This window comes from Arthrobacter sp. JCM 19049, from assembly GCF_001310435.1.
In genome coordinates, this window is sequence record NZ_BAXF01000030.1 from 1 (window position 1) to 13546 (window position 13546).

General features: G+C 65.0%; 13 protein-coding genes and 3 pseudogenes. 9 read left to right on the forward strand and 7 right to left on the reverse strand.

The features are described from left to right. Positions 1-636: 636 nt before the first annotated feature. Positions 637-2136: pseudogene (locus tag JCM19049_RS02950) on the forward strand (SulP family inorganic anion transporter). A gap of 30 nt (positions 2137-2166) precedes the next feature. Here JCM19049_RS02950 and JCM19049_RS02955 read toward each other — a convergent pair. The 3 genes and pseudogenes from JCM19049_RS02955 to JCM19049_RS02965 all read right to left on the reverse strand — a co-directional run bounded on the left by JCM19049_RS02955 (position 2167) and on the right by JCM19049_RS02965 (position 4969). Further along, positions 2167-3778 (reverse strand): annotated as a pseudogene (locus JCM19049_RS02955) (AMP-binding protein). A gap of 241 nt (positions 3779-4019) precedes the next feature. Then, complete coding sequence (locus JCM19049_RS02960) at positions 4020-4346, reverse strand: GGDEF domain-containing protein (protein ID WP_054820758.1); 327 nt, start codon at positions 4344-4346, stop codon at positions 4020-4022. Between the two features lie 2 nt (positions 4347-4348). Next, on the reverse strand, positions 4349-4969 hold the full coding sequence (locus tag JCM19049_RS02965) for a hypothetical protein (protein WP_054820759.1): 621 nt from the start codon (positions 4967-4969) through the stop codon (positions 4349-4351). A gap of 230 nt (positions 4970-5199) precedes the next feature. Here JCM19049_RS02965 and JCM19049_RS02970 point away from each other — a divergent pair, with 230 nt between their 5' ends. From JCM19049_RS02970 to JCM19049_RS02980, 6 genes are all read left to right on the forward strand, one after another. Then, entirely contained in the window at positions 5200-5895 is a 696-nt protein-coding gene (locus JCM19049_RS02970) for an EAL domain-containing protein (RefSeq protein WP_054820760.1), read from the forward strand. Positions 5896-6489: 594 nt separating this feature from the next. Continuing rightward, complete coding sequence (locus tag JCM19049_RS22120; RefSeq protein ID WP_306420654.1) at positions 6490-6930, forward strand: MFS transporter; 441 nt, start codon at positions 6490-6492, stop codon at positions 6928-6930. Then, the gene (locus JCM19049_RS22125) at positions 6927-7142 is read left to right on the forward strand and encodes a hypothetical protein (protein ID WP_306420655.1); all 216 of its coding nucleotides are present in this window, start codon (positions 6927-6929) and stop codon (positions 7140-7142) included. Before JCM19049_RS22120 ends, JCM19049_RS22125 begins: the two co-directional genes overlap by 4 nt. Beyond that, on the forward strand, positions 7132-7521 hold the full coding sequence (locus JCM19049_RS22130) for a hypothetical protein (RefSeq protein WP_306420656.1): 390 nt from the start codon (positions 7132-7134) through the stop codon (positions 7519-7521). Before JCM19049_RS22125 ends, JCM19049_RS22130 begins: the two co-directional genes overlap by 11 nt. Next, on the forward strand, positions 7502-7711 hold the full coding sequence (locus JCM19049_RS22135; RefSeq protein WP_306420657.1) for a hypothetical protein: 210 nt from the start codon (positions 7502-7504) through the stop codon (positions 7709-7711). The genes JCM19049_RS22130 and JCM19049_RS22135 overlap by 20 nt, the downstream gene beginning before the upstream one ends. A 152-nt stretch (positions 7712-7863) precedes the next feature. Further along, positions 7864-8382, forward strand: a complete 519-nt coding sequence (locus tag JCM19049_RS02980) for a class I SAM-dependent methyltransferase (protein WP_279402344.1) — start codon at positions 7864-7866, stop codon at positions 8380-8382. 177 nt (positions 8383-8559) lie between these two features. On the opposite strand, the gene JCM19049_RS02985 is transcribed toward JCM19049_RS02980, so the two are convergent. Continuing rightward, positions 8560-9438 carry a plasmid pRiA4b ORF-3 family protein gene (locus JCM19049_RS02985; RefSeq protein ID WP_054820762.1) on the reverse strand — a complete coding sequence of 293 codons (879 nt, stop codon included), beginning with the start codon at positions 9436-9438 and terminating at the stop codon, positions 8560-8562. Next, a complete protein-coding gene (locus JCM19049_RS02990; protein ID WP_054820763.1) occupies positions 9408-10100 on the reverse strand; it encodes a hypothetical protein in 693 nt (230 codons plus the stop codon). Before JCM19049_RS02990 ends, JCM19049_RS02985 begins: the two co-directional genes overlap by 31 nt. 714 nt (positions 10101-10814) lie before the next feature. Here JCM19049_RS02990 and JCM19049_RS02995 point away from each other — a divergent pair. Together JCM19049_RS02995 and JCM19049_RS03000 are read left to right on the forward strand one after the other, a co-directional pair. Then, on the forward strand, positions 10815-10961 hold the full coding sequence (locus tag JCM19049_RS02995; protein WP_279402345.1) for a hypothetical protein: 147 nt from the start codon (positions 10815-10817) through the stop codon (positions 10959-10961). Between the two features lie 8 nt (positions 10962-10969). Then, positions 10970-11221, forward strand: coding sequence for a hypothetical protein (locus JCM19049_RS03000; RefSeq protein ID WP_054820765.1), 252 nt, complete (start codon positions 10970-10972; stop codon positions 11219-11221). Positions 11222-11860: 639 nt separating this feature from the next. On the opposite strand, the pseudogene JCM19049_RS03005 reads toward JCM19049_RS03000, so the two are convergent. Then, positions 11861-12693, reverse strand: a pseudogene (locus tag JCM19049_RS03005) (bifunctional allantoicase/(S)-ureidoglycine aminohydrolase). Between the two features lie 10 nt (positions 12694-12703). Beyond that, a partial coding sequence (locus tag JCM19049_RS03010) for an aldolase/citrate lyase family protein (RefSeq protein ID WP_054820766.1) occupies positions 12704-13546 on the reverse strand: 843 nt, incomplete at its 5' end.

The window sequence follows — 13546 nt, forward strand, 5'->3', positions numbered from 1 at the left end:
CACCGCCCCGGGGTGGGGCGCAATCCCCCGGCTGTTGTCCCTGGATGAGGCCCAAGCACGCCGGCTGGAGCTCATTGGCCGCACCCTGCCTGCGCTCCAGCCCCGCCCGGTGCTGACCGAACGTGAACTGGAGCTGCTGCAGCTGCTGCGCACGGGGTTGTCCCGGCGGCAGATGGCCGAGGCGACGTTCCGTTCCCCCCAACACCATCAAGTCCCAGTTGCGCGGCCTGTACAAAAAGCTGGGGGCCACCGATGCCGCCGCAGCCTTGGAACGGGCGCGCCAGGCCGGGCTGTAGCCGGGATCACGGGGCGTCCCCTCGCCGACAAGTTATCCACACAACTGTGGACAATGTGGGCTTTCTTGACTCCGAGCGTTGTTAATCCCACGGCGATCGAAGCCCGTGATCCCGGGCTTCCCGGGCCCGTCTGGTTCGCTGATTTCCGCGGGATCTCGCGCTTTTGCGCCAAGCGCACCAAAGTTCTGCACATCTCCTCCCGGCGTTGTGCACAGAGTTATACCCATTTTCCACAGGAGCTGTGGATAATGACATGTTTTTCACAGGGCGGACCGTCTGCCGCTAGGATTCCCTTGGCGTCGCCACGCCTTTCCCGCCTTCGGACCCGATCGGAGACCCCATGTCAACGCTGGCCGAGCTCACCCCGCTGCAACGCCAATCGGTGTGGCGTACCCTGCGCTCCCCACGCCTGCTGAAGACCGAGCTGCTGGCCGCTGGTGGTCTCCCTGGCGCTGATTCCGGAGGTAATCGCCTTCTCGATCATTGCCGGGGTGGATCCGCGCATCGGGATCTTTGCCTCCTTCACCATGTCCGTGGTCATTGCGTTCACCGGTGGACGCCCGGCCATGATTTCGGCGGCCGCCGGAGCCGTCGCCCTGGTGGTCGCACCGCTGGTGCGCAGCCATGGGGTGGAGTATCTGTTTGCCACGGTGATCCTGGCCGGGGTGATCCAGGTGCTGTTGGCCGTGGCAGGGGTGGCGAAACTGATGCGCTTCATTCCCCGTCAGGTGATGGTCGGCTTCGTCAACGCGCTGGCCATCCTGATCTTCCTCTCCCAGATGCCGGAACTGCAGGCCGTCCCGTGGGCCGTCTACCCGCTGGTGGCCTTGGGACTGGCGGTGGTCTACTTCTTCCCCAAGCTCACTTCCGCCATCCCGGCCCCGCTGGTGGCAATCGTGCTGCTGACCGCGATCACCGTCCTCGCCAGGATCACCGTGCCCACGGTGGGCGACAAGGGCGAGCTGCCCGAGTCGCTGCCGTTCTTCCTCATCCCGGACGTGCCGCTGAACCTGCAGACGTTCAAGATCATCTTCCCCTACGCACTGGCGGTGGCGTTTGTGGGCTGCTTGAATCCCTGCTGACCGCAAAGCTGGTGGATGACATCACCGACACCCCCTCGAACAAGACCCGCGAATCCTGGGGGCAGGGCACCGCGAACATCGTGACCGGGTTCTTCGGCGGGATCTGCGGCTGCGCGATGATCGGGCAGACCATGATCGGGGTGAAGGCCTCCGGGGGCCGCACCCGGATCTCGACCATGTTCGCCGGGGTGTTCATGCTGCTGCTCACCGTCCTGCTCGGGGACGTGGTGGCCCAGATCCCGATGGCGGCACTGGTGGCGGTGATGATCTTCGTGTCCCTGACCACGTTCAACTGGCACAGCATCCGTCCGGCCACGCTCAAGGCCATGCCCAAGAGCGAGACCGCGGTGATGCTGGTGACCGTGGCGTTCACGGTGGCGACCAACAACCTGGCCATTGGCGTGGGGCTGGGAGTGCTCACCGCGATGGTGCTTTTCGCCAACCGGGTCGCCCACTTCGTCACCGTCAAGCGCAGCGTCACCGGGGACACCGAGGGACAGGTGGCGATCTACACGGTGGACGGCGAGCTGTTCTTCGCCTCCTCCAATGACCTGTACACCCAGTTCAACTACGCCCAGGATCCCGGACGCATCATCATCGACATGTCAGGATCCCACCTGTGGGACGCCTCGACCATCGCGGCCCTGGACTCGGTGACGGACAAGTATGAAAGCTACGGAAAGCAGGTTCAGGTGCATGGCCTCAACGAGGCCAGCCGGGCCATGCGCGAGCGGCTGCGCGGCAAGCTGCGGGACTAGGACCTCGGCCGGCAGCCGCGCACGGCGAGCCTACAGGTCCAAGGTGTCGGCCGCGTCCTGGCGCAGCTGGTTCTTGCGGATCTTGCCGGTAACGGTGGTGGGGAACTCCTCCAGCACCATCAGGTGCTCGGGCACCTTGTAGTGGGCGAGCTTGCCGCGGGCGAACTCGCGTACGGCACCCAGGTCCAGCGGAGCGCGGCCGGCCTTCATCCGCACGCAGGCGCACACCACCTCCCCGTATTTTTCATCGGGCACCCCAATCACCGAGACGTCCTCGATGTCCGGGTGGCGGAAGTAGAAGTCCTCGATTTCCCGGGGGTAGATGTTCTCCCCGCCGCGAATGATCATGTCCTTGATACGCCCAACGATGGTGCAGTAGCCGTCCTCGCGCATCACCGCCAGGTCCCCGGTGTGCATCCAGCCGTCCTCGTCGATGGCCTCGCGGGTCTTTTCCTCATCGTTCCAGTACCCGAGCATGACCGAGTAGCCGCGGGTGCAGTACTCCCCGGGCTCACCGCGCTGCACGGTCTGCCCGGTGGCCGGTCGATGATCTTGATTTCCAGGTGCGGGTGCACGCGGCCGATGGTGGCGGTGCGCCGCTCCACATCGTCATCGTCGCGCGTTTGGCAGGAGACCGGGCTGGTTTCGGTCATCCCATAGGCGATGGAGATTCCCTCCATGTGCATGTCCTGGATGCTGCGGCGCATGACCTCCACCGGGCAGACCGAACCGGCCATGATCCCGGTGCGCAGGTGCCCAGGTCGTAGTCGCCAAAGCTGGGGTGGTTCTGCATGGCGATGAACATGGTGGGCACCCCGTAGACTCCGGTGCACCGCTCCTGCGCGATGGCGCGCAGGGTGGCTTCGGGTTCGAAGCTGGGGGCGGGGATGACCATGGTGGTGCCATGCGTGGTGCACCCCAGGTTGCCCATCACCATTCCGAAGCAGTGGTAGAAGGGAACCGGGATGCATAGCCGGTCCTCGGGGCCGAGGCGGATCATCTCGGTGACGAAGTACCCGTTGTTCAGGATGTTGCGGTGGCTGAGGGTCGCGCCCTTGGGGTAGCCGGTGGTGCCCGAGGTGTACTGGATGTTGATCGGCTCCTCCGGGGTGGTGCCGGCCAGATGGCGGTCCACCTCGGCCTGCGGGATCTGTCCGCCCGCCTCCAGCAGTTGCGCCCAGTCATCGGTATCCAGGTAGATCACCCGCTCCAGGTCGGGCGTGTCCACCATGGACCGCTCGATCATCTCCCGGTAGTTGCTGCTCTTGAACTCGGAGACCGCCACGAGCATGCGCATCCCGCTGTGGTTCACCGCGTAGGCGTACTCGTGGGTGCGGTAAGCGGGATTCACGTTGACCAGGATGACCCCGAGCTTGGCGGTGGCGTACTGCACCAGTGTCCATTCGGCGCAATTCGGCGCCCAAATGCCCAGGCGGTCCCCCTTGTTGATGCCGGCGGCCAGCAGTCCGCGGGCCAGCAGGTTCACATCCCGGTCCAGTTCCGACCAGGTCCAGCGCCGGCCCGAAGCCACCTCCACCAGCGCCTCGCGCTGGGAGTAGCGGGCCACCGTGTCCTGCAGTGATCCGCCGATGGTGTCCTGCAGCAGCGCTGGCTCTGTCTCGCCCTTCGCATAGGATTTCATGCCCCGACTCCCCCGACTCGAAGCTCCTGCACCATGGCGGCGGAATTCGCTGTTTGCGGCGTGCGCGCCCGGGCCTGCTGGTTCATGCTTTCTCCATGCTTCTCAGGTGGCGTGATGACTGGGTTCCGCGCCGAGAGCACCGGGATTCGGATTATCCCGGACGTGTCGCGGGTCACAATCCTTACAATAGCCGCACACCCGGTTCAAGCCAACTAACCGAGTTTCCTCGTCGGGTCGGGCATCAGCCGGGACGCTTGGCCTCGTACATGGACCGGTCGGCCCGCAGCACGAGGGTTCCCAGGTTGTCCTCCGGCCCGACCTGCGCCACCCCGAAGGACCATGCCGCCCCGGAGGTCGCCTGCATCCGACGCATCAGCCCCTGCGCCTGTGGTGCGGTGGTGTCCGGGAAGAGCAGCACGAATTCATCGCCGTCAAGCCGGAAGATCAGATCCGTTCTGCGCGCCGCATCCTGCCAGTGCCGGACCAGCTCCTGCAGGATCCTGTCCCCCGCCCCGTGGCCCTGGGTGTCATTGATGGTCTTGAATCCGTCCAGGTCGACCATCGCCACACTCAAGGCTCTGCGCGCTTACGCGAACGCAGCATCGCCTGCTCCCCGTAAACGCTCAGTGCCCGCCGATTCAGTGCCCCGGTGAGCTCATCAACCTCGGTCTGCTCGCGGAACCGGTCCCGCACAAACGAGCCCACGCCGGTGCCCAGAACGGTGAAGAACATCAGGGCAGCGATGTTCAAGATCCCCTGGCTGTGTTCGGTGCCAGCAACCGGGCCGATGAGCACACCGTAGGGAATGGTGAACAGCAGCGCCGGGTAGATCGTGCACCGCGCCAGCCAGGGCGGGAAAATCCAGGAAAGGTAGAGCGCCAGCAGCGGGAACTGCTGCAGGCGGAAGACCACCTGTTCGTGGTTTCGGGTGAACGCCACAAAGTAGATGAACGCGGCGACCTCGGCCAGCGCACCCACGTACATGATCCAGGACGCCAGCTTGTCCCCGGCGCGGTAGATCGCGCCCAGGATGGCGGCGCAGCCCAGACAATACAGGATGTTGAAACCCTGCAGCACCGGGCTGCGCACCGGAAGAAAAAGCGCAATGAGATAAAAGACCAGCATGAACAGGGCCACCAGCGCGGTGACCATGACGTGCATCTGGGTCAAGGTGCGAAACGGCGCGGGCACAACGTTCTGCCACCACGCCATGGGGGTGTGCTCCCGCCGGTCAGCCGGCTTGCGCCCCGCCCCGGGGGCAGAAACTGGGAAAACGCCGCAGAGCGACCCACGTCGTGGTTTCGCCTTCTGGGGCACTGTAAAATCTGCTTCGGGCCCCGGCCCCGCGCCCTGCAGCCACCGTCATCACTTCCCGCCGACCAACCCTTCGCCTATCGTCATTCCGCGCTCAAAGGTATCCCTTGAAATTCGTTTTCCAACCGCTCATCGACGTAGGCTCCTCTTCCCTGCTGGGTTTCGAAGCCCTGACCCGCTTCGCCGACGGGCTTGGCCCCGCACAGCACTTCCAGGCCGCCCGGGATGAGGGTCGGCTGGTCGAGTTGGAGCTGCGCGCCATCCAGGGCATCCTGGAGGCCAGCGCCCTGCTGCCCACCGGCGTGCTGGTGACCCTGAACGCCTCGGGGTCGACGATCGAATCCTTCGCCGGCTCCAGTCTACGGCTCGACCCCCGGCTGGTGTGGGGTCTGGAACTCAATGAGCAAAGCGATCCGGCAGTATGCGCCCGGGCCCGGCAGCTGGCCGACGCCATGGGCTGCCTGCTGCTCATTGATGACGCTGGAGTCGCCCACGCCACTCGGGAGCGGATTGTGCAGCTGCACCCGGACATCGTGAAGCTGGACCGCACCATGATCACCGGCTATGAGCAGGACCCGCGGATCCGAACGCTGGTTGATTCGCTGTTGCAGGCTGCCAATTCGATCGGGGCCAAGACGCTGGCCGAGGGCGTGGAAACCATCGGGCAGCTGCAGCTGGTGGAGCGACTGGGGTTCGACTATGCCCAGGGGTTCCACTTCAGCCCCGGGCGGCCGGGCGAGGAGATTGGGGCGATGCTGCAGGATCTGGACCGGCGCCTCGGGATTGGTATTCCGGCCCCCTGACCGGCGTTCGCACTCTTGGAGTGCGAGAACCGGATCACCGACAGTATGCTTAGCAGTCCCAGGACCGGGTAGCTCGCCGCGAGGCTGCCCACGAACGCGGCCGGCACCGAACGCCAGCGCGAATGCAAGGTGCTTTCGGGCAGCAACAGTCCCCGCGTCCCGGGAACGGCGAGCGCGGCAATAGTGCTGCATTCCCATTACCGCCCGGCCGGCGCTCCACGTGCTTGCCGGTGGCCACGTTCTTCTGGGAGGCCCAATCCACCAGCACGACACCCGGGCGCCAGCAAACGGATCATCGGTAGTGCGACCAGGGGAAAAATTTGGCAAATCCCGACCGCCAAAAACGGTGACAACCGGGGGTTGAGTCCGTATCGTTTTCAGTACGCTTTTTCGCGCGCCCCAGTAGCCGAAGGTCGGAAATGTCCGAGCCATCCCCACCCACCAGTACCCCACCACCGGAACCCCAAGTGCTCCGGGAACCGGAACGCGCGATGCGTTCCTTTGGGCACATCCTAGTGAACACGGCGGTGGCGAACCTGACGACCAGCTACCTGTGGTTTGCGCTGGTGTTCTGGGTCTACCTGGAAACCCGCAATGTCATGGCCACCGTTCATTGGCGGCGCATTCATGCTGCTGATTGCCGTGTTCTCCATGGTCTTTGGCACGATCGTTGACAACCACCGCAAGAAGACGGTGTTCGTCTTCTCCGCCGTCTTCACGGCGGTGGCGTTCTGCCTGGCCGGCCTGCTCTACCTGTGGCTTCCCACCGAGCGGATCCTGTACATCGGCGGATGGGAGTTCTGGCTCTTTTGCGGAGTGATCCTGCTCGGTTCCATTGTCGAGCAGATGCGCTCCATCGCATTGGCCACCACGGTTACGCTGCTGGTCCCGGTCGAACGCCACGCGAACGCAAACGGTCTGGTCGGTACCGTGCAGGGCATCGCTTCATCATCACCAGCGTCTTTTCCGGGCTGTCCATCGGGCTGCTGGGGATGGGCTGGACGCTCTCGCTGTCGATTGCGCTGGTGGCGGTGAGCATGGTGCACCTGGTGCTGATCCCCATCCCGGAACAGGCCCCCGAGCGGGAGCCGGGACGGAACCGGGCGATTGACCTGAAGATGGGGTTCACCACCGTGCTGGCGATCCCCGGACTGTTGTCGCTGATCATCTTCTCGATGTTCAACAACTTCGTCGGCGGGGTCTACATGGCGTTAATGGACCTACGGGCTGACGATCATGTCCGTTGAAATGTGGGGCATCGTGTTCGGGCTGGCCTCCACCGGCTTCATCATTGGCGGGCTGCTGGTGGCGAAGTTCGGGCTGGGCCGAAACCCCATTCGCACGCTGCTGCTGGCCGTGGCAATGATGGGGCTGCTGGGCGCCGTGTTCACGATCCGGGAATGGGCCTGGCTCTACGTGCTGGGGATCTGGCTGTACATGATGCTGATCCCGGCCGCGGAAGCCTCCGAGCAAACGGTAATCCAGAAAGTGGTTCCATTCCGCCGGCAGGGCCGGGTGTTCGGCTTCGCCAGATGCTCGAGGCGGCAGCGGCCCCATCACGGCTTTCCTGATTGCCCCGCTGGCCGAATACCTGATCATCCCGTTCATGAAATCGGAGCAGGGTGAAGCGGCCATGGGCTGGCTGCTGGGGGCCGGGCAGGCCCGCGGCATCGCCCTGGTGTTCCTGGTGGCCGGGTTGGTGATGGTGCTCGTCGCCTTGCTGGCCTTGGGCAGCGGCCAATACCGGAAGCTATCCAGGATCTTTGCCGCCGAGAAGCAGAATGAGCCGGAGACCAACCAAGCGGTGGCCGACTAGTGTCCCGGGCTGTTGCCACGCTGAGTGGTAGCTGCTGGCGCGCTTTTTGCCGCTGCCGCAAAACCGGTCACGGTCGGCAGCAGAATTGCCTAGTGTTGAGGGGCAACCGGGTAACAGCCCGGCTCTGGCAAGCAGGTTCAGTGGAGGACAAGATGACGCAGCATTCCGGGGAAGAACTCGTTGGCAAGGACTTTTGGGAAAGCCACTATGGAAGATCCGAGCGGATCTGGTCCGGCAACGTGAACTCCACCCTGGCCGCCGCGCTGAAGGACCTGGCACCGGGCAGCGCGTTGGACCTGGGCTGCGGTGAGGGCGGGGACGCGCTCTGGCTGGCAGCGCGGGGCTGGCAGGTCACCGGAGTGGATATCTCCGAAACCGCCGTCGCCCGCGCGCGTGAGGCAGCCGCCGAACACGGGATGTCCGAATCCACCGAATTCATCGCCGTGGATCTGGCCGAATGGGATGATCAGCGGGAGTTTGACCTGGTAACCCTCAGTTTCTTCCAGGCACCCTTTGACTTCCAGCGCGCTGAAATCCAGCGCAGGGCCACCGAACGCGTCGCCGTTGGCGGACGCATCGTGGTGCTCTCCCACGCAGCCACCCCTCCTGGGCCGGACCTGGCGCCGAGGGGCAGGGGCATGCCCACCATCCGACCATGCCACGGTCGATGACGAGCTGCGCGCGCTGGGCATGCCAACCGCTGGCTGGGAGGTGCTGCGCGCGGAGCTGGTGCAGCGCGAGGTCACGGGACCCGAAGGGCAGCACGCCACCATTGATGACGTGCTGGTGGTGGCCCGCCGGAGCTAGCCGCCATGCCCTCCTTGCCGGCCTAGGGAACCGGCTGGTGCCTAACGCAGCCGGGAGAGGCGCTGGTTGACCTCGTCCTTGTCGAAGTGCGCGACATCCAGCGCCTCGCCCTCGCCCAGGCCCAGCCACTGGCGGTACTCGTCATGCTCCGGATGCTTCCGGTCCTCGACGGCCGCCTGGATGTTCTCCCAGCCCCATACGCCGCCGGAGTCCTCGGCCGGGGCCATCCGCCGCCCACCGGTGCAGCGCGGCACGGTGCCGCCGTCATCATCCAGAACCTTTTCCAGTTCGATGACGTGTTCCCAGTTGTCCCCGAAATCGTAGATGTAGTCCAGCTTGTCCTTCGGCTCGCTCAGCAGTTCGCCGACCGTCACCGTGGTCTCGTCGATGTCCTCGTCCATGCCCCCGGGTTTGGGCGCATAGGACGCACCATTGCGGCCCCCGTGGGAGAAGCTGTGCAGGTGGCTGTCATCCCATGCGAAACTGCGCTGGATGATCGCATGCAGCTCGTCCAACCGGGTTTCGGGCCGCACCAGAACACGGCGCCAGATCGGCGGCTTGGCCGAACGCAGGGTGACCTTCAGCTGTAGCACGGTGCCGTCGGCAGGCTGCTGCGGCTGATCCGTGTCAGGCTTGCGGGCCCCGGGCAGGGCTAAGACCTCGGCCAGCTCGGTGCCGGGTGTCTCTTTCCCGGCCGTTTCCGCGCCCGTGCCCGGTATGGCCTCCAGTTCGGTGACGTTCTCCTGCTCTCGACCGTCCTGTCGGCCTGCGGGCACCGGGCTGGTCTCGGGCGAGTCGTCAAAGGGATCCTCCTCCACGCTGGAGTCAATGAAGCTTTCAACCATCAGCGACAGGCTCACCGTGCTGTGGTAGCCCTCGTCCTTGGCGATCAGACCCAGCCATGCCAGTTCCTCCAGCATCCCCACGGCCAGGTCCCGTTGCTCCTGGCGGACCGTCGGTCGGTGTCTTGCCCAACCGGCAGTGCTGCACCGTCCAGTCCCTCAAAGATCCACCCCGTGCACAGTTCCCACGCGCCGGTCATCTCCGAATTCGCCGCGGGTGCCAGTTCCAGCAGATCTTCCACGTAGGCCTGGACAAAGTTGAACACCGCGGCGAAGCCAGCTTCCGAGTCAATCTCCTGCGCGAAATCCTCGGCGGCTTCCCCGGCAAGCACATCATGCCGGCGCAGGTCGCACACGCCCGAAACCAGCAGTGAGCGGTAGATCCGCAGAAGCTGGGCCGGGACGTCAAAAGTCCGGGAATCGGGCATCAGGTCCGCCATCTGCCGCTGCGCCTCCGCGAACGCCTCGGGGGTCAGCTCCCCGTTCTCCTGAACCGGCCGACCAGTCCCCAGCCAGCTGGAGAGGCGACGGCCAATGGCCAGCAGGGGCGCCTGACGCAATTCGCCGGTGATGACCGAGCGCATGTGCTCGAACAGGCCCTCGTCCTCCATGTCCGCAAAGCGTGAATCGTCCTCACCTTCAGCGAACTCCAGCAGCCGCTGCAGCTGCTGCTCGGTACCGGCCCAGCGCCCGGTCTCGTCCAGGAAGAGCGCGTAGTCCTGCCAGGAACGCAACAGCATCTGCCCTGCTGCATCGAAAGATCGTCCTGGGCCTGGTCCTCGGCGAAGGCGACGATCGCCGCCAGCACCTCGATCAGCTGCTCAACCCGCAGCTCGGTGGCCGACAGTGCCCCGGTCGCCTCGGCGTAGACGCCCAGGGAGTATCTGACGAGTTCGAAGCTGGGCAACGCCAGTTCACCCATCTCCGGATCGTCGTAGGCGCTTTCAAACCAGGCGACGTAATCGGCGGCGAGGCTATCAACCTGACGCTCCATAATGGCGCTATTCGCCGGCTTGCCCCGGTGTTCCTGACGCGCCGGGTGGCCCTGCTTGCGGACTTTCTTCTTCTTTTTCTGTCCCACCGCGCGCTTCCCCTGCTTCCGCTTCGAAATTGTCTTGTATTCAGGCTACTTCCTACCCACCTTCGGACCCGGAAGCTGTGCCACTATTGCCTGCCCCCGCTGCGATTGAGCTCGTGCCCCGCCCTACTCTTTACTGGGAATTACCTGAGAGTCCTCGCGTTTGCATGCGTGTGAAAGCTAGAGTCCGATGCAAGCATTGCTGTTGCCGCTGGGCTTTCCTGATTTGCGTCGCATCACTCGCATCTGGGTCCGCCCAACCAGACAGGGCCAACCGCAGCGCGACTACCGGGGAAATCAATACCGGTATTTGTCGTGCCCTTTTGGAGGTTGAAGCATGGCGGAGCGATTCGTGAAATCGCACATTGCAGAACGCGTGGCTGAATTTATCGGAGCGCGCGAAACCCGCGCATACCTGGAGTCCCACGGCTGGGTCCACGGCATGCCCATCATCATGGCCAAGCCGCATGAGCCGCTGGACGACGTGATGGGTCTGGTTGCCATCCAGCAGGCCCTGCACTGATTGCCACCGTGGATCCCAGCACCGAGGAGCTTCGCTTCCTCTACGTCTCAACACCTTCAGCCGCGTTGAAGGACGTGCCGCCGTGCCGCCCGGAAACCGATGTCTGCAAGCTCTTCGAGGCCGCGGCCAAAAGCGAAAGCATCACCTTTCGCAGCCGCTACACCCCGCACAGCGCGGTGGCGCACCTGGTTCCGGTCTTTGATGCCGCCGCAGCAGGGGCCATCCCCGCCAGCGAGGGGGAAAGCTCACTCAAGCCCTGACGCATTGTGCGCCGTCCCCAGCACGACGGGGAACGCTGCCGCGGCGGACCACACAAAGCGGGTCTGCCGCGGCAGCGGTGAGAAGTTGAACGGTGCGCTGCCGGCCGGGCCAGCCGAGAAAATTGAAGAACGACAGCAAAAAACCGCGGGGCGATCATACGGCTCCGCGGTCAGAAGTGCAGGGTTTCCCGGTAGGAAGGAACTTAGTGGGAATGATAACCCCAGATCCATCTGGACGGTGTTACCACTCCACCGGATCACCGCACACCTACCGGGGGGTGAATGCACGAGACCCTTATCCGGTCGCCTTGGACGACCAGACATTATGACTGTAGCACCCGGCGGACCACCCAGACGGCGTTGCACCGCACGAGTGCATGACCTTTCACACCTTGACTCAGCGGCCTTTTCCTGTCTATTTTTCAGCCGCGCCAGCGAACCGACTGCAGGTGTTGAACCTCGCAGCAGGTCAAACACGCGTCGCGTTAAAAGGAGAACCGGAACCACACCCGGTCACGACGTTCCCGCCCGGCCTGTCCCTGCGAAACATCACTGGAACAAAGAGGTTGGACAAGCTGGGAGGTACGACGTGAACTAGGGCGCGGCTCCGGCCCGGTCTAGGAGTACTGCAGGCAGCGCCTACAGCATGATCTGGCGGTTCTGGTCCTTGTAGAGCAGGTAGCGGAAGTTCGACGGTCCGCCGGCGTAGCAGGCCTGCGGGCAGAAGGCGCGCAGTGCCATATAGTCCCCGGCCTCGACCTCCACCCAGTCGTCGTTCAGACGGTAGACGGCCTTGCCCTCCAGGACGTACAGGCCGTGCTCCATCACGTGGGTTTCGGCGAACGGGATCGAGGCGCCCGGTTCGAAGGTCACGATGTTCACCCCGAAGTCGAAGGCCACGTCGTTCGGGTCCAGCATCCGGGTGGTGCGCCACTTGCCGTCGGTGTCGGGCATGGCGCCGGCCTCGATGTCCTGCTCGTTGCCGACCACCGGGCCCGGGGCGGCCACCCGGCCAGCGGCTCGTAGCGCTTGCGGATCCAGTGGAAGGTGGCGACCTCGGCGGCGTTGTTCTTCGCCGACCACTGAGCACCGGCCGGCAGGTAGGCGAAGCCGCCCTCGGCCAGCACGTGGTTCTCGCCCTCGATGCTCAGGCTCAGTTCCCCGGCCACCACGAACACAAACCCGGAAACCTCGGCCTGCGGCTCGGGCTTCTCGGCGCCGCCACCCGGACCGACCTCAACGATCGACTGGGCGAAGGTGGTCGGCCCACCGGCCACCGGACGGTTCAGCACCCAGGCGCGGGTGTTGGTCCACTCGGGGAAGACGCTGGTGACGATGTCGCGCAGCACCCCGCGCGGGATCACGGTGTACGCCTCGGTGACCACGGCGCGGTCAGTAAGCAGATCGGTCTGCGGCGGGTGGCCGCCGTAGGTGGTGTAGTAGGGGGTCTTCGCGCCGGCTTGGGCTGTCATGGTCTTCTCCTCAGGCATGGGAACGGTTCAGGGCTAGGGCTTCAAGTTCGGCAACGGAAATCTGGGCCAGTGCGGCCACTTCCTCTTCCTCCACTGCACCGCAGGCCAGGCCGCGGTGAATGTAGCGGGCCAGCGCACGGGCGGTCGCCGGCTCATCCATGATCGCCGATTCGATCTTGTGGACGTAGTTGCGCAGCCGGGTGGCTGCCGCTTCAAGGTTCTCCCGGAAGAAGGAGAAGGTTGCCAGGTATCGGGTGACCAGCTGGTTCTCGTGCAGGTCCCAGCCCTGGTAGATGCCGCGTTCCAGGTGGCGGCGCACCAGGCGGGCGTGCAGCGCCCAGGCGGCGGCCACGTTCTCCGGGTCCCCGGCGGGCAGGATGTTGGTCGAGCCGTCGGAGAGCTCCACCCCGGTGCCGGCCACCACAACCTGCAGCACGTCCTTGGCGAAGTCCGCCACCGGGTGCTCCATGGACTGGTAGGCGGCGGCCACCCCGAGCGAGGCCGAGTAGTCGTAGGTGCCGTAGTGCAGCGAGGAAACCCGCCCCTTGCCGGCGTGGATCAGCTGGGCCACCGGGTGGGTGCCGTCCGCGGCGATGATCACCTGCGGGGTCTCCACCTGCACCTCGAAGCGCAGTGATCCGACCTCCAGGCCGTGGGCGGCCTCCAGCTTCTCGGCCAGGAACACCATGGCCTCAACCTGGGCCACGGTGGTGACCTTCGGCAGGGTCAGGCGCAGCCCCTGCGGCAGCGGGCCGTGGCTGGCCAGCTGGGAGATGAACACATCCAGGGTGCGCACCGCCCGGGCCCGGGTTTCGGCCTCAAAGCACTTGAAGCGGATCCCGATGAACGCCGG